Origin of the sequence: Streptomyces sp. GESEQ-35 (assembly GCF_017948485.1) — a bacterium.
Taxonomy (GTDB): Bacteria; Actinomycetota; Actinomycetes; order Streptomycetales; family Streptomycetaceae; genus Streptomyces.
Genome location: NZ_JAFFSX010000003.1, coordinates 432108 through 450847 on the forward strand (window position 1 = coordinate 432108; position 18740 = coordinate 450847).

The window sequence follows — 18740 nt, forward strand, 5'->3', positions numbered from 1 at the left end:
GCCGACTGCCGCCATCCCTTGCCGCCGGAGTCGAGTGCTGGGGAGTCACAGCCGGTCAGCGAACCAATCGGCGATCGCCTGTCGCGCGGGATCGGGGTCATCCACGTTGCAGTGCTCCTCGCCGCCGTCCACGCCGTCGAAGACACGCAGTTCCTTGTCGCTGGAGCCGGCGGCCTCGAACGCCTGCTCCGCGTCGGACAACGGGATGCCCTTGTCGTCCGAAGCGTGCACGATCAGCAGCGGCTGGGTCAGGTGCGGGATCGCATCAGCGAGCCTGAAGTCCCGGACCCGCGCCAGTGCCTGCTCCATCGTCTCGGTGCCCATCACCCACGGCAGCTGCCAGAACGGCACAGGGGTGTGCTTGGACCGGGTGTCCCAGCGGTGCTGCCACAGCGCGCCGTAGTCCCATACTCCGCCCCACGCGGCCACGGCCTTGATCCGGTGCTCGAAGCTGGCGCCGCGCGGGGCGTAATAGCCGCCCAGGCTGATGCCCAGCAGCCCGATCCGGGCGGGGTCGACGTCCGGGCGCGTGACGAGGTAGTCCACGATCGCGGTGGTGGGAACCTCGTAGTCGGGTCGGGACGGCACGCCGCGCAGCCGCAGCGGCTCCCCCGTACCGGGCGTGTCGATCACGAGACAGGCGATGCCGCGGTCGGCGAATTCGTCGCGGATGAACCCGTACAGCAGTTCCTTGGTGACATCGAAACCGTTGTAGAAGATCACCACGGGGGCGGGGCCGTCGACATCGCGGGCGGGGATGAGGTAGCCGGGCAGGATCCCGTCCGGTGATTCGACCTCCACCCGCTCCAGCGGACGGTCCATGAGCGCGGCGGCCTTTGTGAACGCCGCACACGCTCGCTGGTAGCTGTTCGTCTTCTCCGGCCCCGGCGGGGTCTGCCGCTCGCCGGTCAGGTAGTAGGCGGATGCGCGCAGGAACCGGTTGACGGCGCTACGCCGCAATCCGCGGCGAAGGTCCTCCTCGGCGAACTCCGCCTGCAACGCGCCCGCGCTGTCCCACGCCTTCGTCCACGCGTCGGTGTCCGCCTCTTCGCTTTCGCGCAAGGGGGCGAGTTGGCGGTCGATCTGCCCCAGGTCGCCACCGGCCATGATCGACAACATCAACGCCGACGACCACATGTAGTTCTTCGGGAAGTAGTTGAACATGAGCGCTCCTTGATCCGGTAACCCCTGATCAGGGGTTACCGCGACCCATCGGAACAAAACGATCAAAGGTGGTGACGTCAGTACCACCCACAGTGCCTGGTGGGCACGTGGCCGACGGGTTGGGGCGCAGGGCCGTGAGAGGGACTGGTCGCTGCGGGCGAGCGGATGTCGCTCAGACCGTCTCCGGAGAGAGGCGGCCGGTGGCCTCCTTGGCTGCTAGGCCCCGACCACGACTTCCACCCGGTCGGTGTAGAAGGCAACGTGGCCGGCGATGTCCGCGACCGCCTCGTAGGGCTCGGAGTAGGACCACACCGCGTCGGCCGGGCCGCCCTCGGCGAGGGCAATGCTGTAGTAGGACGCGTTGCCCTTGTAGGGGCAGTACGTCTGGGTGGCGCTGGGTGCGAGGAGCGTCTGGTCGACGTCGTCGAGCGGGATGTACTGGACGGGCGGGTAGTTGGCCTCGCGCAGGGTCAGGGCCCTGGTGGTGTCGGCGACGATATGCGGACCGATGCCGGCCACCACGCGCACGCCGGTGGTCTCGATGGTGATCGGGTGGTCGGGTCCGGGGATCTTGGGTTCCTGTGCCGTCATGGTTCTCTCCTCGCTCTGGTGCGGGTGGCTCAGCCGGCGATGAGGTCGAACTCGTTGCCCTCGATGTCGGCGAACGTCGTCCATCGGGCGCCGTTTCGCTGGACTTCGCCGATCTTCGTCGCCCCGAGCGCGAGCAGACGCGCGGTCTCTCCCTCGTAGTCGCCGGTGATCAGATCCGGGTGGAACCGGTTCTTGACGCTCTTGGCCTCGGGAACCTTGTGGAAGGCCAGCCGCGGTCCGCTGCCGGGATCACCCGCCTCCACGACGGCATCGTGCTCGTCGGCCCCGTCGGCGACCTTGCGGTCCAGGACTGCGGCCCAGAACCGGGCGACGCGTGCGGCGTCGGTGGCGTCGAAGGACGCGCCGAAGAACTTCGTCGTGCTCATGCGCTGCTCCTTGCTCTCTGCTCTCGTCGACTGATTAGACCAGTCTGTCTCTCTGGCGCTGTAACCGTAGGCACCACCTCTCGCCCACGTCAAACGCCAGTCTGAGGCGCCAGAAGTGTTGGATCATCCGTCCGGGAGTTGACGAGACCAGACAGGTCTGTTTAGCTGAGCCCAAGAAGTAGACAGACCGGTCTAACCAATCAGTAGGAGGCACGGCCATGACCGAAACACGTTCAGCCCTTGTGACCGGCGCGACGTCCGGTATCGGCCGGGCCGCGGCGCTGAAGCTCGCCCGGGACGGATTCCAGGTCCTGGTTCACGGCCGCGACGCCGAGCGTGGGGCCGCGGTGGTCAAGGAGATCGAGAGCTCGGGCGGCAGGGCCGAGTTCCATACCGCCGACCTCGCCGATGTCCGCGCGATCATGCAGCTGGCGGCTGCGGCCAAGGACGTCGATGTCCTCGTCAACAACGCCGGGTTCTCTTGGTTCGGGCCCACCGCCGACCTGGAGCCCGGCACGTTCGACGCGTTGTTCGACGCCAACGTGCGCAGCGCCTACTACCTCACGGCCGTCATCGCGCCGGCGATGGCCGAGCGCGGCGAGGGCGTCGTGATCAACCTGGGCAGCATGGCCGGGCAAGTGGGTCTGGCGGGCGGGGCCGCCTACAGCGCCACCAAGGCCGCGCTCACCTCGCTGACCCGCTCCTGGGCCGCCGAGTACAGCCCTCAGGGCGTGCGGATCAACACCATCGCCCCCGGACCGGTCTACACCGGCGGCTCCTCCAGGGAGAACCTCACGGCCCTGGGCAAGACCACGCTCCTGGCCCGCACGGCGGAGGCCGAGGAGATCGCCGACGTCATCGCGTTCCTGGCCTCGCCGGCCGCCGGCTACATCACCGGCGCAGTCATCCCCGCCGACGGCGGACGCACCGCCGTCTGACCCCCACCGCATCTACAGAAACTGAGCAAAACCATGGACAAGCCCGTCGTATTGATCACCGGTGCCCTCACGGGCATCGGCCGTGCCGCCGCCGTCGCCTTCGCCAGGCAGGGCGCGAGTGTGGTCGCCACCGGACGCCGTGATGAGGCCGGCAAGGCCCTGGTCGAGGAGCTGCGCGGGCTCGGCTCGTGGGCCGAGTTCATCAACGCCGACGTCCGCGACGAGGACGAGGTGCGCGCCATGGTCGACGAGACCGTCGCCCGCTTCGGCCGTCTCGATGTCGCGGTGAACAACGCCGGCACCGAAGGCCGGCCCAGCCCGATCACCGAACAGAGTGCGGAGACGTACAACGCGACGTTCGACACGAACGTCCTCGGTGTGCTCCTGAGCATGAAGCACCAGGTGCGCGTCATGAAGGACCAGGGCAGCGGCAGCATCGTCAACGTCTCCTCGACGTACGGCCACGAGGGCGCGGCCGGGGCCTCCGTCTACGTCGGCAGCAAGCACGCCGTGGAAGGCATTACCAAGTCGGTGGCCCTGGAGGTCGCCGCCTCGGGAATCCGCGTGAACGGCGTGGCCCCGGGCCCCACGGACACCGGCATGCTGACCCGCTTCACCGGCACGCCGGAGAACAAGGCGGCCCTGGTGAGCGAAGTTCCGCTGGCCCGCCTCGGCCTGTCGGAGGAGGTCGCCGCCGCGATCGTGTTCATCGCATCGGACGATGCGTCGTTCATCACCGGCCACATCCTCAACGCCGACGGCGGCCACACCGCCAACTGATCCGCTCCGCATGGTGAACGCCCCCCGCGTGCCCGGATGCCCTACGTGCGGCTGCCAGAAACCGCCGTCCGGCCCACCGCCCCGCCTCCACACACTGATTCAAGGAGAAGCGCCACCATGACCGACCACACCCACGACACCGCCCCGACCCAGTTCCTCGAGGCCGGCGGCATCCGTTTCGCCTACCGGCGGTTCGGCAATGCGGCCGCCGGCCGGACCCCGGTCGTGTTCTTCCAGCACTTCATCGGCAACCTGGATGACCACGACCCGGCGATCAGCGACGGATTCGCCGCCGACCGCGAGGTCATCCTGTTCAACAACACCGGAGTGGCGTCCACCAGCGGCCTCGTCCCGGACACCATTGAGCAGATGGCTACCGACGCCGGGACGTTCATCGACGCCCTCGGGCTGGCGAGCGTGGACCTGGTCGGCCACTCCATGGGTGGCCTGGTCGCCCAGCAGGTCGCCATCCAGCGCCCCGACCTGGCCCGCATGCTGGTCCTGGTCGGCACAGGCCCGCGCGGCGGCGTAGGCATCGGCGAGACGCCGGCGGAGACCGCCGCACTGTTCACTGTCAAGCTGCCCCGGCAGGAAGACATGTGGTTGCCGGTCCTGTTCGCCCCGAGCGAGACCAGCCAGAAGCTGGGCCGCGAATACGTCGAGCGGATCGTGGCCCGCAAGGAGCGTGACGCCTCCCCGTTCGGTGAGCAGGTCTACGCCGGCCAGGGCGCCGCGATCCACACGTACGGCACCACGAAGGACCCCGCGTACTCGGTCCTGAAGAACATCAAGATCCCGGTCCTGGTGGTCAATGGTACCGACGACATCATCATCCCGACGATCAACTCGTACATCCTCCAGCAATTCCTGCCGAACGCCGAGCTGATCCTCTACCCGGACGCCAACCACGGCGCCCACTTCCAGTACCCCGACCGGTTCGTCACCCACACCAAGCTCTTCCTCGACGGCTAGGAACCCGACGACCCGATAGCCGACCCCATGTCCGGAGGCGGTCCCGCAGCGCGGTGACCGCCTCCGGACATGGCTCGGGAAGACAGACCTGTCTAGCCTTGTTAACCATGACCAGCAGCCGAAAAAGCCCCTGAGCGGAGCTGTAAACTGAACCACTGGTCTGAAGGAAGGAAAGCCCCATGCCCAGCAAGGCCACCGCCGCGAAACCGTCCGCGCGTGAGCGTCTGCTGGCCGCCGCCGACGAGCTCTTCTACAGCGAGGGCGTGCAGACCGTCGGCATCGACCGCATCGTGCAGAAGGCCGGCGTGGCCAAGGCCTCGCTCTACAACCTGTTCGGCAGCAAGGAAGAACTGGTCCAGGCGTACCTCGACGCCCGCCACGCCAACACCCGCGCACAGGTCGAACGCGCCCTGACCCGGTTCCGGACGCCACGCGAGCGGCTGCTGGGGGTTTTCGACGCACAGGGCCAGCTGTTCACCGAGCCCGACTTCAACGGCTGCGCACACATGACGGCCAGCGCGGAGGCCCGACCCGGCAGCCCCGTCGAGTGCGCCACAGACCGGTACCGGCTGTGGGTGCGGACCTTGTTCACGGATCTGGCGCAGGAGGCCGGCATCGCCAACCCCGAAGACCTGGCACGGCAGTTGCACCTGCTGTACGACGGCGCGGGAGTCTCGGCGCGGATGGACCGGGACCCCTCCGCGGCGACGACCGCCCGCGTGGCAGCCGCGGCGCTGTTCGACGCTGCAGCCAGGAACAAGGAACTGGTCGACGCCGGGCAGTAATCCGGTGAGACGCCGGAGCTCCCGCCGAGGACCAGCTCAACCAGGGCTCCCGAGGGGATTCACCCCGATCCCGAAACGCTGGGCGGTGAAGGCACCGATGGGTGGCTGGCGTCCACCGCCGTCTGCCCCTCGATCAGAGCCGACGCCTTCGTAGAACATCCCAGAAACTTAAGATCAACTGGCGTGCCTACAGTAACTCCGTCCGCGTTCCGTAGTACGCCACCGATCGATGCCGCTGCGTGTCAAAATGCGTCGCGATATCAGATCTGTGCTCGGCCGCCGTCGACGAACAGTTCGATGCCTGTGACGAAGCTCGAGTCGTCTGCGGCCAAGAACAGCGCCGCTTGGGCGAGCCTGCGTACCAGGTCGCGGTGGTCGAGGGTGAGGGCCTGCGCGACGTAGCCGCCGATCGAGAAACCGAGGACGTTGACCCGGGTGAGGCCCAGCGCCGGTCTTCTGAGGCCGGCATCGATCGCGTCGGCCCGGTCACGGGCCCATCGATCTAGCTGTGCCTTGCGTCCGCACCGACTGCCTCGGTCGCGAGCCTGCTGGCCAGGAAACGACTGATCTGCGCTGCTACGAGGGAGGGCTGCTCGATGTGCGGCCAGTGGCTGCACTTCTCGATCTCCGTCGTGGTCGTCTTCGCCGAGTCGAACCGCGCCACCACCGCGGAGGCGACGACCTTCGAGGTGACGATCGGGTCGTCGCTCCCCGCCAGGATCAGCACCGGATTGGAGAACCCGCTAGGCCGCTCGATGGGGTGACCGTTGTTCCATAGGTCGGCTGTGGCCCGTACGACCTCGGGGCGCGCCTTCGCGGCTACCGTGGCGATGCGGACCAACTCGGCTTCGGGAGCCGACGGCCCCGCTTGCTGACGCATGGCCTGAATTGCCGACGCCTCCGCTCCGGCCAACGAGCGGAAGTTCTCGATGACTTCGTCGGGCAACCGGGCTCCGGCCATCGGAATGGGTGCCAGAAGTACCAGGCCCAACGCGCCCTCGGGGCGCGCCTCGGCGACAAGTTCGACGATGGGGGCCGCCATGCTGTGGCCGACTAGCACGAACGGCTTGTCCACCGCGTCGACGACGGCCAACAGGTCGGCGGCGAACCGGTCGAACGTGAACGGCCCATTTGCCGGCGTGCGGTCTCCGAAGCCCGCCAGGTCCAACTGCACGGTCTCGAACCCGGAGCCTGACAGTTCCGCGATGACCGGGTCCCAGACGTGCAGGTCGTCGATCCAGCCGTGCATGAACACAACGGCGCGGTCGCCTACTCCGTCGCGGCGAAACACTATGTCGCTGTTCGGGATCATTGCTGAGGTCGCCATGAGGGCTCCTTGCCTGAACAAGTGGATGCTGACCAGACGGGCACCAACGGGAGGGGAGCCTTCGCAACGGCGGTCCAGCCCGGACTCTGCGGTGTCAGCCGATCTCCGTATGACATAACCGTATCTCGTTCACTACTGTTGGACAAGATGGGATGGGCGATGTTGTCGCGTGCAAGATTCTGGAGAGATGCTGCGTACTTGCATGCAGTGGGGCTCGTCTGGGCAGCGCTGTACCGATTACACTTATGTCAAATCTCGCAACGCTGGCCTCCTGATCGGCGCGGGCAAACCTGCGGGGACGGTCGGCCTGCGTCATGACCAAGGCATCGAGACACTGATCAGGCAAAGGCAACCGGCCGGTCCAGAAAGCGCCCCACATCGGCGACGAACAGTTCCGGGTACTGGAAGAGCGAGGCGTGGCCGGCGTCGGGGTAGACGATGAGCTGGGCGGCGGGGATGTGTTGGGCCAAGTGGTACGAGTTGATGGTGGGGACCATGACGTCGCGCCGGCCGTTGACCACCAGGGTCGGTTGAGTGATCGTCTCGAGCTCGGCGAAAGGCTCGCCGTGCGGAAGCTTCCAGTCGACGATCGCGGCTGTCTGCGCGTGCATGGTCTGCTTGGACGTCGGCGGGTCTACGTCAGTGGTGCGCTGGTGGCGACGCTCCCAGAACCTTTCACCGGCGGCCTGGCTGGTCGGTGTCGGCTCGAAGAAGAGGAACCGGAAGTCCTCGAGAGTCGGTACTTCATGCCGGGTGGCTACGTCGTTCACGTCGGGGTGCCGGTCCGTGTCGTCGCCGGCTCGGGGCTTGGTGCCGGCGAGAACGAGTCTGCGGACCAGTCCGCGGTGGCGGAGTGTGAGGGCCTGCGCGACATAGCCGCCGATGGAGAAGCCGAGGATGTCGACGCGGGTCAGGCCCAGCGCGTGGATGAACGCGGCCGCGTCATCACCTTGCGCTTCAACGGTGTCCGGGGTCTGGCCGCTGGAGCTTGCGACGCCTGTGTTGTTGAACAGAATGACCGGACGATTCGCGGCCAGTCCGTCTGTGACCGCCGGATCCCAGTGATCCATACCACCTCGGAAATGCTGCAAGAACACCAGCGGCGTGCCGGTCTCAGTGCCGAAGCGCCGGTAGGCGTACCGAATCCCGTTCGCCGTGACGAACTGCGTCGGAGCCGTCACATGGGAGTGACGCGGTGTGTCGGTCGGTCGGGTCGTCATCTTCAACTCCTACTTCATCAGCCGCAAGGGAGAACCCGCCTGGAATGCGGCGATGTCCTCGACGGAGTCTTGATAGAAAATCTCGTACAAGTCGCGGTTCACGTATCCGATGTGCCCCGTGAGCAGCGCGTTGGGCAGCGCCCGCAACTGATGGTCCGCAGGCAGCGGCTCGACGTCGTACACGTCGAGGGCGGCCCCTCGGATCGCGCCGTCGCGCAGGATGTCGATCAAGGCGACCTCGTCGACGACCGGCCCACGGGAGGTGTTGACCAAGAGGGCCGAGGGCTTCATCGACCGTAGTTCTGCCGCACCGACCAGCCCGCGCGTGCGCTTGCTCAGCAGCACGTGGACCGAGAGCACGTCGCTCTCGGTGAACAACTGCTCCTTCGTCACCGCCCGCACGCCGTGCTCGGCGGCGGCCTCGGGGGTCAGGTGCTGACTCCAGGCGATGGTCTCCATTCCGAACGCCTGTCCGACCCGCGCCACTCCAGAGCCGATGCGGCCCAGACCCAGAATGCCGAGAGTCTTGCCGTGCAGCCCCTCGCCGACCGATACCTGCCAGCCACCGGTGCGCATCGACTCCGCCTCGACGACCAGATTCCTCGCGGCACCGAGGATCAACGCCCAGGTGTGCTCAATGGTGGGATGGGACTCGTAACGGGTCCCGCACACCGTGATACCGAGCCTGTGCGCGGCCGCGAGGTCGATGGCGGCATTGGCCGGGCCGGTGCTGACCAGGAGTCGAAGGTCGGTCAGCCGCTCCAGGACGTCGGCCGGGAACCGCGTGCGCTCCCGCATGGCCACGAGCACGTCGAACCCGGCGAGGCTACGGACCGCCTCGTCGGCATCGGCGAACGGCTTGGTGAAAACGACCACCTCGGCTGCGAGCGAGCCCCAGTCGGCCAGGCTCGTCGCGACGTTCTGATAGTCGTCGAGAATCGCGATCTTCATCTGGGTGGCCATCGTGGGTAACCTCCGTCTTTCGTCCAGCGATTCGCCTGTCTTCGCAGGGTGGAGACCCGGCATGTCTCAGGCGAGCAGGCCCAGGGCGCTGTACCACAGCGGCCCCGGGTTGAGCCGATCACCGTGGAGCGCCATCATCTGCTCGAAGAACTCCAGCGGCTTCGGCTTGCCGGCCAGCAGCCGGATCGCGTCACGCAGGTACTGGCGGGTCTCGTCCAGGATCTTCGGGTCGTCAGGCAGGTCCCTGTTCTTGTGGCCGGCGACCACGTGGCGCGGGTCGAGCGCGGCGAGCCGGTCGATGCCGTCCAGCCATGCTTGGAGACCGCCGCCACCGCCTTCGAGCATCATCAGGTGTACGCCGTTGTAGACGACGTCCCCGGCGACGACGAGACCGATCGACGGCACGTGCAGGACGCTGGAATCGTCGGTATCGGTGTGGCCGGTCTCCACGGCCCGAAGGGTTCGGCCCTCCAGTCGGAATCCTTCGGCCGACACGGGGACGGCGAGGACCGGGGTGCTCTCCGGGACCCCGGGGAAGGTCTTCGCGAATCCGGTGTCCTTGCTCTCCCACTGCCTGCGCATCTGCCGGATGGTGCCCTCGGTGGCGTACACGACTGTGTCGGCGTCGCCGAACCGCTCCAGCAGCGTCGCCGTGCCGAACCAGTGGTCGGCGTGGCCGTGAGTGATGTAGACGAACGCCAGGCGCTTTCCGGAGCGCGCCAGACCTTCGGCGACCTGCGCGATCTGACCGTGAGTCAGCGGCGGGTCCACCAGGACCGCATCGTGCTGCCCAGAGATGAGGGTGGATGAGATCGGCGAGGACACGATCCCGTCGCCGTTCGGCAGCCGAAGATCGATCTTCCTGGGAACGCCGTCAGAGACGAGGACTTCGTAGGACATGGCAGCAGGTTCGGTCATTTCGGTCCTTCTCTCATAGCCGCGGGCCCCGAGCCGGGCTCGCACAGGGTCGCTAGCGGGCCACCTTGAGCAGGATCTTTCCGCCGCGCACGACTTGCTCGATGGCCGCATGAATGTCATCGAGGTCGAACACGGCGGCAGGCGGAACGAACAGAGCTCCGCTCGCGACCAGAGGCGCGGCTTCGCGGATGACGGGCAGCGCCTTGGTCGCGTAGTCGAAATGGCCGGCGAAGAATCCGCGGACCGTCGCGCGTTTGCCGATCAGCGTCAGTGCGTTGACGGACATCGGCTGTCCGGTCGCCGAGGCGTAGGTGACGAGCGAACCGCCGTCGGACAGCAGGTCGAGCAGGCGGGCAGGGGCGTCGCCGCCTACCGAGTCGACCGCGAGCGCGACCCGGGCATCGCCGATCGCCCTGCGAACGTCTTCGGCCGCCGTCGCGTCGTCGAGGTGGACGATGTCCGCGCCGGCTGCGGTCAGCTCGGCGAACACGGACTCGTTTCGGACGAGGTTGATCGTCCGGAATCCGCGCTTCTTCGCCAGGGCGATCAAGGAACGGCCGACACCGGAGTTCGCGGCGTTCTGCACGATCCAGTCCCCGGGCTTCAGATCCGTGTATTCGCTCAGGATCAGACCGGCCGTGGGCGGATTGCTGCCCAGCATCGAGAACTGCTCGACGTTGCCTTCCGGCAGCCGGAACAGCCCGTCGGCGGGCAACAGCAGCCGCTCGCGCCAGGCCCCGCCGAACAGCGGCAGGACTACCAGGTCACCCACCGCTACCGTCGCGACGCCGACGCCCACCTCGATGACCCGGCCGACCCCCTCGTTGCCGAGGACCAGCGGGAGCGGCGGCCGCACGAGCGCGCCGCCGACGACCAGGAGGTCGTGCAGGTTCAGCGGCGAGAACTCGACCGCGACCTTGACCTCGCCGGCGCTGGGAGCGGGCGGCTCCTGGAGATCGACGACGCGCACGACGTCTTCTGGTTTTCCGAAGTGGGTGATCTGGATGGCACGCACAGGGACTCCCGGTGAGAGGCGGCAGACACTTAGACATAGTCAAACACAGTTTGCTTCTGTCCGCATCTCCGCGTACTCGCACCACTGCCGCCCAAGACGCAGAGAGTCGCCGCCCGGCTACCGATCACCGCCACGCAGACCGGCAAATCCCGGACACGACCGAAGTGGCCTGCCGGATTGCCCACGCCGACACGCGCGCGAAACTCGAATACCTCCGCCACCTTCACACTCGCCGCCCGACCAGCCCGTCCGCCCGCTCGCCGCTTGCCCGTGTACGGCCCGCGTCGAAGCGATGCTCCATGACATCGACATAACGTGTATGCTTCTTTCACTATCTCCCACTGAAAGGCTCCACCCAGGCCTCGACCGGAGGTCGGTGCAGTGTCCGCCAGCGTGGGGATCGAAGCTGATGGGCGACGGCCAACCCGGACGCGGGAAATCACCACCGCGTCGAGGCGGAGTCCTCAACCGGACGGCCACAACGCCACGTCCACCCGCCAGCCTGTTGGGCGGGTGGACGTGGCGAGAACCGCCAAGCGATCCGCGAACGGAAGTGCGACCTTCTCGCGCCGCTCGGCGGCGCCCCCGGAAATCGGAGGATCACTCATGTACCTGCATGCGACAGGCACCACCCCGGACGTCGAAAAGCTCGCCCCGTACTGGGACGAAGAGTCGCGAGTCTTGGCCGAACTCCACGCCGAGGGCATCGTGAAGAGCCTCTTCCGACTCAACGATCGTCCGGTGGTGTACCTCATCCTCGAGGCCGACGACGTGGAGGACGCTCGCAAGCAGGTCGGGCGCCTGCCTTTCGTCAGCAAGGGGCTGCTCATGTTCGAGTTCGAGCCGGTCGAGAAGTTGATCTGAGGCTGAACGCACGGCCCGGCAGGGCTCCTCGACCGTTGCGCGCCTTGCCGGGGGCGCAGCGGTCCGGGAGATTCACCGGTCGAAGCGATGGCGGCACTGTCCATCGCCCTGCGAGATGGCATCGAACGGAGTGGCTACGTCGTCGACATCGGTAGTGCTGACGTGCTTGGCCCTGCCTACCGCAGGACGAGAGCGGCATTGGCATGCGATCCTCTTGCCGAAGCCGAAAGGCACCGGACGCCCGGAGAACGCCTACCAAGTGCGACGCACCAGGCGCTCCTTCATCGGCGTTGCGCCCCGGAATCCAGCAGGCTCGAGAACCACAGGAACGTAAGCATAAGTCTTATACTTGCTTCATAGCAGTCGGGCCAGATAGAGTGACCACTATGTCCGATCTTGCCACCGAGCGCTACGCGGCGGCCGCGGCGCCGCCGTTGTTGCGACGTGTGCAGTCCTTCCTGAACACCCGCTCCGCAGGCAGCCCGCCCGAGGCCGACCTCTTGGCGAGTCCCGCGTCGGCGAATAGCTGGATGCGCACGCTCGAGTGGCCCGCCCGGCCCCGTTTGACGACGGACGACTTGCCCCCGCTCTACCAACTGCGCGAAGCCCTCCAAACCCAACTCGAAGCCGGCCGAGCGCCATCGGAATCCCCGCTACAGCTTGACCTGGCACGCCACCTGGAGCAGCTCCGCTGGGGAATGACCCTTGAGGAGGGGCGGCTCGTCCTCTCAGCCGAAGGCGACGGCTGGCGCCTAGTCGCCGGCACTCTGCTCGGTGACATCCTGCTCGCCCAGCAGCACGAACTGTGGCCCCGCCTCAAAGCTTGTCGGAATCCGCCCTGCTCAGTGATCTTCTACGACAGCTCGAAGAACCAGTCCAGGGTGTGGCACAACACCTCGGCCTGCGGCAACCTCGTCAACCTTCGCGCTGCGCGAGCTCGCCAACGCGCAAAGGCTACGTAGCAGGGAAGCTTGGGCACCATTCTCCGGGGTCTGGCACAAGTTCGGTGCGGCGGCTACGCCTTGCAGTTGTTGGTCTCGTTTCGGGCGGTGCGGAAGTCGCCTTGAAATCGCTCGTAGCCATACGCATGGACAGCGAGGCGACACACATCGAGGCCCGGTGCACTTCGTCGGGGGCTGTCTATCCGGACTGCGCCCAGCGGTCGGAGCGGTTCACAGCTCCTACCTTCGTTTTCCGGCGGACCTGCCCACCGCCGGACGCAGGGCCCAACTCGCGTTAGGGCATGCAGATCTCTAACTCGTCTTTTTGACCTTGATTTGGGTGGGGTCGGAAGCGAGGAAGGTCGCGACGTCGGCCAGTGAGCGGAGGCGGGCGGTCTCGTCACGACGAGCTTGGGAATGTTGTTCATCGCCTCGGCATACGGCCCGGTATCGGCAGACCAGGCCTTCTCGATGATCTCGAAGGTCGCCCGCCCCATTCCGTCCGGGCCAGAGATCACAGTCCAGCGCCTTTTCGAGGTTGGCAATGGTCAGCAGGTCGGGCCACGCCTCACCGGCGAGCGCCTCGGCGATCGTGTAGCGGGCGACACCACTCTCACGCGACAACTGAGCGACGGACCAGTCCCGCTGGTCGAGCGCAGCCTTGAGCCGGGCGGCCATGGCCTGGGCGACCCGCGCCCCGTGGTGCTCCTCCATGACGGCCTCAGGCCACGCACCGCCGGCTCCGTACGCGCGCGGCAAACCGGCGGAAAGATCGTCCTGGTTCGGGTTACCGAAATCCTGTACTTCCGCATCTCCCCACGGCTGCGCGAGCTGCTCGACATCCCTGAATACGACGACCACGACCAGGGATTCGAAGCGGCCTATGCGGTCGTCCGCCGGCTCTTCCACGCGATGAAGGACGCGATGAACCCGTCCCCGCTGCCGCCCAACGGGCACCTCTCCGCAGCGAGGCCCACGAACTGACCGCAGCGGCGGACACGGACGACCTGGCGGAGCGCGAACGGCGTCTGGCCCTGTTCACCGAATTCGTGCTGGACGCCTCCGTACGCCCTCTCCACAGCCTCCTGGCGGAGCTGGCGGAAGTCTCCCTGGGCATCGACGCCGCTCCTGTCCGTACGTTCTCCCGCGGCCGTGGGGCAAAGCCCAGACCTCCGAGCGCAAGAAGAAGACCTCACTCAAGAAGAAGTACCTCTACGGCTACGACGCCCACCTCATCGTGACCCGCGACGCCGAACACGACGCCGTACTCCTCGACGACGGCGCCCCGAACCCCGAGGTCCTCCCGGTTCTCGTCCTCGGCGTCGCCCTCGACAAGCCCGGTCAGCGCCCTGCGTACAACGGTCTGAAGGTCCTCAACCGGCTCCAGGAACGGGGATACAAACCCGGCTACCTTGCCGGAGACCGCGCCTACAACAACTCCGAGCCCACGGAGTGGCAGCTTCCCGTTCGAGCCATGGGGTACAAGCCCGTCTACGACCACCGGGAAGACCAGCTCGGAAAGCAGGCCGGAACGGAGGGCGTGATCCGCCTCATGCCTAAGCAGAGCGCCGACGCCGACGGCTATCAGCGGATGATGTGCCCCGCTGAAGCGGGCAAGGCCCAGTGCCTCATCAAGCCTCACACCCTGGGCCGCGGAATCCACCTCCCCCTCATCGACCCGGAGCCCAGCCCGGCCGGCCCGGTCAAGGTCTGCCGCCAAAACGCCATCACCGTGAGCCCGGAAGCCGGCGCCAAGCAGTGGCAAGCCCTGGAATACGGCGGCCCGGAATGGCAGAAGATCTACTTCCGGCTCCGCAACAGCGTCGAGGGCTGCAACGGCTACGCGAAGAATCCATTGGCCGAGGGCATCGAGGCTGCGGGCTCCCGCCGCATCCGTGGCATCGCGGCCCAAACGATCCTTCTGGCCTTCCAGCTCGCCCACGCCAACCGCCGCAAGGTCAAGAGGTGGCTTGAGACGCTGGCACTCGGCGGCGAGCGCCCCGCCGCCGCACCCACCACAGGCGCAAGACCAAAGACCCCGGGACCTGGACACCCACCGGCCTCCTGACCCGGCACAGCGCCACCCGAAGAACAACCGGCAGCGCAAAAAAGCAGGGCCCCGACCGTGAGATACCTCACCGCCGGGGCCCTGCCACGTCTCCGTCCGGGCCGCAGCCCACCACCACAACGAGGAACGGGCCCTCACCATGACTTTCGTCACTGGCGAAGACCCGTTCCGTCGGTTCTTCCTGGTGCGCGAGGGGGGAGTTGAACCCCCACGCCCTTGCGGGCACTGGAACCTGAATCCAGCGCGTCTGCCTATTCCGCCACCCGCGCATTGGGTGTGTCCTCGGGCCCTTCCCCCTTGGGGTGTGGCGCCCTCCGACACGCAGAACATTAGCACGGTGGACGGGGTGGGTTCACATCCCTTACCCCCGGGAAGCCGCCGACCAGCGACGTCTCTCCGATCGGCCCGCCGGCCGGCCAAACCTCCGAACCCCGGGCTACGTATCAACGTGTACCGGTTCACGTATCAACCTCGTACCGGTACCGCCCGTCTCCCCAGGAGCCGGTCGGGGTCCACAGTCAGGTGCGGGACACTTGTCTGCGGCCGCCTCTACGATCCTTGGCAGGACTGTGTCCCCGAAGGAGTTCGAAGGGGACCTCCGGAGGGAACTTCGACAGGCGTCGACATCTGTCGACGGGGCCGACAGGGGGAACCAGCCGATTCACCGGCGCGTGGATACGATCAGTAAGCAGTACCAGGTAAGAAGCAGTACGCAGGACGGCAGCTTAGGAGGAGGTGCCCCATGGGAGTCCTGAAGAAGTTCGAGCAGCGTCTCGAAGGTCTGGTCAACGGCACCTTTGCCAAGGTCTTCAAGTCCGAGGTGCAGCCCGTGGAGATCGCGGGAGCACTCCAGCGGGAGTGCGACAACAACGCGACCATCTGGAACCGGGACCGCACCGTCGTACCCAATGACTTCATCGTGGAGCTGAGCACGCCGGACTTCGAGCGGCTCAGCCCCTACTCCGGCCAGCTCGGCGACGAGCTCGCCGGCATGGTGCGCGACTACGCCAAGCAGCAGCGCTACACCTTCATGGGCCCCATCAAGGTCAACCTCGAAAAGGCGGACGACCTCGACACCGGCCTGTACCGGGTGCGCAGCCGTACGCTCGCGTCCTCCACCAACCAGCAGGCTCCCGAGCGCGCCCCGGCGGCACCGCCGGCCGGCCGCCCCGGTGGCTACGGCTACCCGCCGGCCGCCGCGCCCGCCGCGCCCTCGGGCGCTCCGCCCATGCCGTCCGCGCCGCCGCCCGCCGGCCGCCCCGGCGGTTACGGCTACCCGCAGCAGCCCGCGGGCGGCCAGCGTCCCGCGGCCCCGGCGGCCGGCGGCGGGCGCACCCGCCACTGGATCGAGATCAACGGCACCCGCCATCAGATCTCCCGCGCGACCCTGGTGATGGGCCGCAGCACCGACGCCGACGTGCGGATCGACGACCCCGGCGTCTCCCGCCGGCACTGCGAGATCCGGACCGGAACGCCCTCGACGATCCAGGATCTCGGGTCCACCAACGGCATCGTGGTGGACGGGCAGCACACCACCCGCGCTACGCTCCGCGACGGCTCGCGGATCGTCGTGGGCAACACCACCATCATTTACCGGCAAGCCGAAGGGTGAAGCGGGGGCAATGTCAGAGCTGACCCTCACGGTCATGCGGCTGGGTTTCCTAGCCGTACTGTGGCTGTTCGTGATCGTGGCCGTGCAGGTCATCCGCAGCGACCTGTTCGGTACGCGTGTCACCCAGCGCGGCTCGCGCCGGGAGGCTGGCCGGGCGCAGCAGGCCCAACGCCAGGCTCCCCCGCAGCAGCGGCAGCAGCCCGCCGCAGGCCGGCAGCGCCGCAACGCCCCTTCGAAGCTGGTCGTCTCGGAGGGCACACTCACCGGCACCACGGTCGCGCTCCAGGGCCAGACCATCACCCTGGGCCGGGCGCACGACAGCACGATCGTGCTGGACGACGACTACGCCTCCAGCCGCCATGCCAGGATCTACCCGGACCGTGACGGCCAGTGGATCGTCGAGGACCTGGGCTCCACCAACGGCACGTACCTGGACCGGTCCCGGCTGACGACCCCCACACCGATCCCGCTGGGCGCGCCGATCCGCATCGGCAAGACAGTCATCGAGCTGCGGAAGTAGTACGACAATGAGCGAGCGGAGCGAGCACGCAACGGCGGTCCACACCCCGGACCCCGGCGCGCTCCCGACCGGAGGGTGGGCACCGTGCGGATGTACCCGGAGCCGACGGGCGAGGTGCGCATGAGTCTGTCACTGCGCTTCGCCGCCGGATCGCACAAAGGCATGATCCGGGAGGGCAACGAGGACTCCGGATACGCCGGACCCCGCCTGCTCGCCATCGCCGACGGCATGGGCGGCGCCGCGGCCGGCGAGGTCGCCTCTTCCGAGGCGATCTCCACGATCGTCGCGCTCGACGACGACGTCCCCGGCTCCGACATCCTCACCTCCCTCGGCACCGCCGTACAGCGGGCCAACGACCAGTTGCGCGCGATGGTCGAGGAGGACCCCCAGCTCGAGGGCATGGGCACCACGCTGACCGCCCTGCTGTGGACCGGCCAGCGGCTCGGTCTCGTGCATGTCGGCGACTCGCGCGCGTACCTGCTCCGCGACGGCGTCCTCACCCAGATCACGCAGGACCACACCTGGGTGCAGCGGCTGGTCGATGAGGGACGTATCACAGAGGAAGAGGCGACCACGCACCCGCAGCGGTCGCTCCTCATGCGCGCGCTCGGCAGTGGCGACCACGTCGAGCCCGACCTCTCCATCCGCGAAGTCCGCGCCGGCGACCGCTACTTGATCTGCTCCGACGGCCTGTCCGGCGTCGTCTCCCACCAGACGCTCGAGGACACCCTCGCCAGCTACCAGGGCCCGCAGGAGACCGTGCAGGAGCTGATCCAGCTCGCGCTGCGCGGCGGCGGCCCCGACAACATCACGGTCATCATCGCCGACGTCCTCGACCTGGACACCGGCGACACCCTCGCCGGGCAGCTGTCCGACACACCGGTCGTGGTCGGCGCGGTCGCCGAGAACCAGCTCCAGCTCCACGACAACGGCATCATGCAGACCCCGGCAGGACGCGCCTCCGGGCTCGGCCGCCAGGTCCCCGGACAGGGCGGCGGCGGCGAGTTCGGCCCGCCCGGCTCCGGCGACACCACCGGCTACGTCCCCGAGGGCAGCTTCGGGGACTACACCGACGACGACTTCGTGAAACCGCGCAGGCGCGGAAAGTGGCTGAAAAGATCCTTCTACGGCGTCCTGGCGCTGGCCGTCATCGGCGGCGGCCTCTACGGCGGCTGGCGCTGGACGCAGACGCAGTACTACGTCGGCGTCAACGACGAACATGTCGCGCTGTACCGGGGCATCAGCCAGGACCTGGCCTGGGTGTCGCTGTCGGACGTGTCCAAGGACCACCCCGAGATCGAACTCAAGTACCTGCCGCCGTACCAGCAGAAGCTGGTCGAGGGCACCATCGCCGAGGGCGATCTGACGCAGGCCCAGAAGAAGATCGACGAACTGGCCCTTCAGGCCTCCGCGTGCAAGAAGCGGTCCGAGCAGCAGGCGGCCGAGAGCACGAACAACTCCAAGACCGGCGAGGGCGAGGCCGGAGGCACCACGGGAACCACCCGTTCCTCCTTCACGTCCAAGGCGACACCGACACCCACCAATCCGTCGGGGTCGGCGGCTCCGAATCCATCCACGTCCCCGACCGCACCCACACCCACGCCCGGCCCGACTCTCTCGGAGGAAGAGCAGAAGGTCGTCTCGCAGTGCGGTACGCAGTAGGCAAGCCGTGAGAG

The 18740-nt window shown here is 67.5% G+C and carries 19 protein-coding genes and 1 tRNA gene; 10 read left to right on the plus strand and 10 right to left on the minus strand.

Annotation, left to right across the window (positions count from 1 at the left end; all coding sequences use genetic code 11):
• Positions 1-45: 45 nt before the first annotated feature.
• The 3 genes from KCH87_RS08985 to KCH87_RS08995 all read right to left on the minus strand — a co-directional run bounded on the left by KCH87_RS08985 (position 46) and on the right by KCH87_RS08995 (position 2141).
• Entirely contained in the window at positions 46-1164 is a 1119-nt protein-coding gene (locus KCH87_RS08985; RefSeq protein WP_210585394.1) for an alpha/beta hydrolase, read from the minus strand.
• Positions 1165-1380: 216 nt separating this feature from the next.
• Positions 1381-1755, minus strand: coding sequence for a DUF427 domain-containing protein (locus KCH87_RS08990; RefSeq protein ID WP_210585395.1), 375 nt, complete (start codon positions 1753-1755; stop codon positions 1381-1383).
• A 29-nt stretch (positions 1756-1784) separates the two neighbouring features.
• Entirely contained in the window at positions 1785-2141 is a 357-nt protein-coding gene (locus tag KCH87_RS08995) for a VOC family protein (RefSeq protein ID WP_210585396.1), read from the minus strand.
• Positions 2142-2359: 218 nt separating this feature from the next.
• Here KCH87_RS08995 and KCH87_RS09000 point away from each other — a divergent pair, with 218 nt between their 5' ends.
• The 4 genes from KCH87_RS09000 to KCH87_RS09015 all read left to right on the plus strand — a co-directional run bounded on the left by KCH87_RS09000 (position 2360) and on the right by KCH87_RS09015 (position 5616).
• The gene (locus tag KCH87_RS09000) at positions 2360-3079 is read left to right on the plus strand and encodes an SDR family NAD(P)-dependent oxidoreductase (protein WP_210585397.1); all 720 of its coding nucleotides are present in this window, start codon (positions 2360-2362) and stop codon (positions 3077-3079) included.
• Positions 3080-3112: 33 nt separating this feature from the next.
• The gene (locus tag KCH87_RS09005; RefSeq protein WP_210585398.1) at positions 3113-3859 is read left to right on the plus strand and encodes an SDR family NAD(P)-dependent oxidoreductase; all 747 of its coding nucleotides are present in this window, start codon (positions 3113-3115) and stop codon (positions 3857-3859) included.
• Between the two features lie 117 nt (positions 3860-3976).
• Positions 3977-4831 (plus strand): alpha/beta fold hydrolase, encoded by an 855-nt coding sequence (locus tag KCH87_RS09010; RefSeq protein WP_210585399.1) that lies wholly within the window; start codon positions 3977-3979, stop codon positions 4829-4831.
• A 179-nt stretch (positions 4832-5010) separates the two neighbouring features.
• Positions 5011-5616 carry a TetR/AcrR family transcriptional regulator gene (locus tag KCH87_RS09015; RefSeq protein WP_210585400.1) on the plus strand — a complete coding sequence of 202 codons (606 nt, stop codon included), beginning with the start codon at positions 5011-5013 and terminating at the stop codon, positions 5614-5616.
• Between the two features lie 502 nt (positions 5617-6118).
• Here the strand turns inward: KCH87_RS09015 and KCH87_RS09020 are convergent.
• The 5 genes from KCH87_RS09020 to KCH87_RS50390 all read right to left on the minus strand — a co-directional run bounded on the left by KCH87_RS09020 (position 6119) and on the right by KCH87_RS50390 (position 11059).
• Positions 6119-6943, minus strand: a complete 825-nt coding sequence (locus KCH87_RS09020) for an alpha/beta fold hydrolase (RefSeq protein ID WP_210585401.1) — start codon at positions 6941-6943, stop codon at positions 6119-6121.
• 338 nt (positions 6944-7281) lie between these two features.
• On the minus strand, positions 7282-8163 hold the full coding sequence (locus KCH87_RS09025) for an alpha/beta fold hydrolase (protein ID WP_210585402.1): 882 nt from the start codon (positions 8161-8163) through the stop codon (positions 7282-7284).
• Between the two features lie 9 nt (positions 8164-8172).
• Positions 8173-9126 carry a D-2-hydroxyacid dehydrogenase family protein gene (locus tag KCH87_RS09030; protein WP_210585403.1) on the minus strand — a complete coding sequence of 318 codons (954 nt, stop codon included), beginning with the start codon at positions 9124-9126 and terminating at the stop codon, positions 8173-8175.
• 66 nt (positions 9127-9192) lie between these two features.
• A complete protein-coding gene (locus KCH87_RS09035) occupies positions 9193-10044 on the minus strand; it encodes an MBL fold metallo-hydrolase (protein WP_247195904.1) in 852 nt (283 codons plus the stop codon).
• Positions 10045-10096: 52 nt separating this feature from the next.
• Complete coding sequence (locus tag KCH87_RS50390) at positions 10097-11059, minus strand: zinc-dependent alcohol dehydrogenase family protein (RefSeq protein WP_210585404.1); 963 nt, start codon at positions 11057-11059, stop codon at positions 10097-10099.
• Between the two features lie 606 nt (positions 11060-11665).
• On the opposite strand from KCH87_RS50390, the gene KCH87_RS09045 reads away from it, so the two are divergent.
• Both KCH87_RS09045 and KCH87_RS09050 read left to right on the plus strand, forming a co-directional pair.
• Positions 11666-11923 carry a hypothetical protein gene (locus tag KCH87_RS09045; protein WP_210585405.1) on the plus strand — a complete coding sequence of 86 codons (258 nt, stop codon included), beginning with the start codon at positions 11666-11668 and terminating at the stop codon, positions 11921-11923.
• A 386-nt stretch (positions 11924-12309) separates the two neighbouring features.
• Complete coding sequence (locus KCH87_RS09050; protein WP_210585406.1) at positions 12310-12885, plus strand: CGNR zinc finger domain-containing protein; 576 nt, start codon at positions 12310-12312, stop codon at positions 12883-12885.
• A 291-nt stretch (positions 12886-13176) separates the two neighbouring features.
• Here the strand turns inward: KCH87_RS09050 and KCH87_RS50395 are convergent, their stop codons facing one another.
• On the minus strand, positions 13177-13773 hold the full coding sequence (locus KCH87_RS50395) for a helix-turn-helix transcriptional regulator (protein ID WP_308298789.1): 597 nt from the start codon (positions 13771-13773) through the stop codon (positions 13177-13179).
• A gap of 328 nt (positions 13774-14101) precedes the next feature.
• Here KCH87_RS50395 and KCH87_RS09060 point away from each other — a divergent pair, with 328 nt between their 5' ends.
• Positions 14102-14932, plus strand: coding sequence for a hypothetical protein (locus KCH87_RS09060; RefSeq protein ID WP_210585407.1), 831 nt, complete (start codon positions 14102-14104; stop codon positions 14930-14932).
• A 182-nt stretch (positions 14933-15114) separates the two neighbouring features.
• Here KCH87_RS09060 and KCH87_RS09065 read toward each other — a convergent pair.
• Positions 15115-15201 (minus strand) — tRNA-Leu (locus KCH87_RS09065).
• Between the two features lie 473 nt (positions 15202-15674).
• On the opposite strand from KCH87_RS09065, the gene KCH87_RS09070 reads away from it, so the two are divergent.
• The 3 genes from KCH87_RS09070 (at position 15675) to KCH87_RS09080 (ending at position 18726) form a co-directional block, all read left to right on the plus strand.
• Positions 15675-16544, plus strand: coding sequence for a DUF3662 and FHA domain-containing protein (locus KCH87_RS09070; protein WP_210585408.1), 870 nt, complete (start codon positions 15675-15677; stop codon positions 16542-16544).
• Positions 16545-16554: 10 nt separating this feature from the next.
• Entirely contained in the window at positions 16555-17064 is a 510-nt protein-coding gene (locus KCH87_RS09075; RefSeq protein WP_210585409.1) for an FHA domain-containing protein, read from the plus strand.
• Between the two features lie 120 nt (positions 17065-17184).
• Positions 17185-18726, plus strand: coding sequence for a Stp1/IreP family PP2C-type Ser/Thr phosphatase (locus KCH87_RS09080; protein WP_247195905.1), 1542 nt, complete (start codon positions 17185-17187; stop codon positions 18724-18726).
• Positions 18727-18740 lie beyond the last annotated feature (14 nt).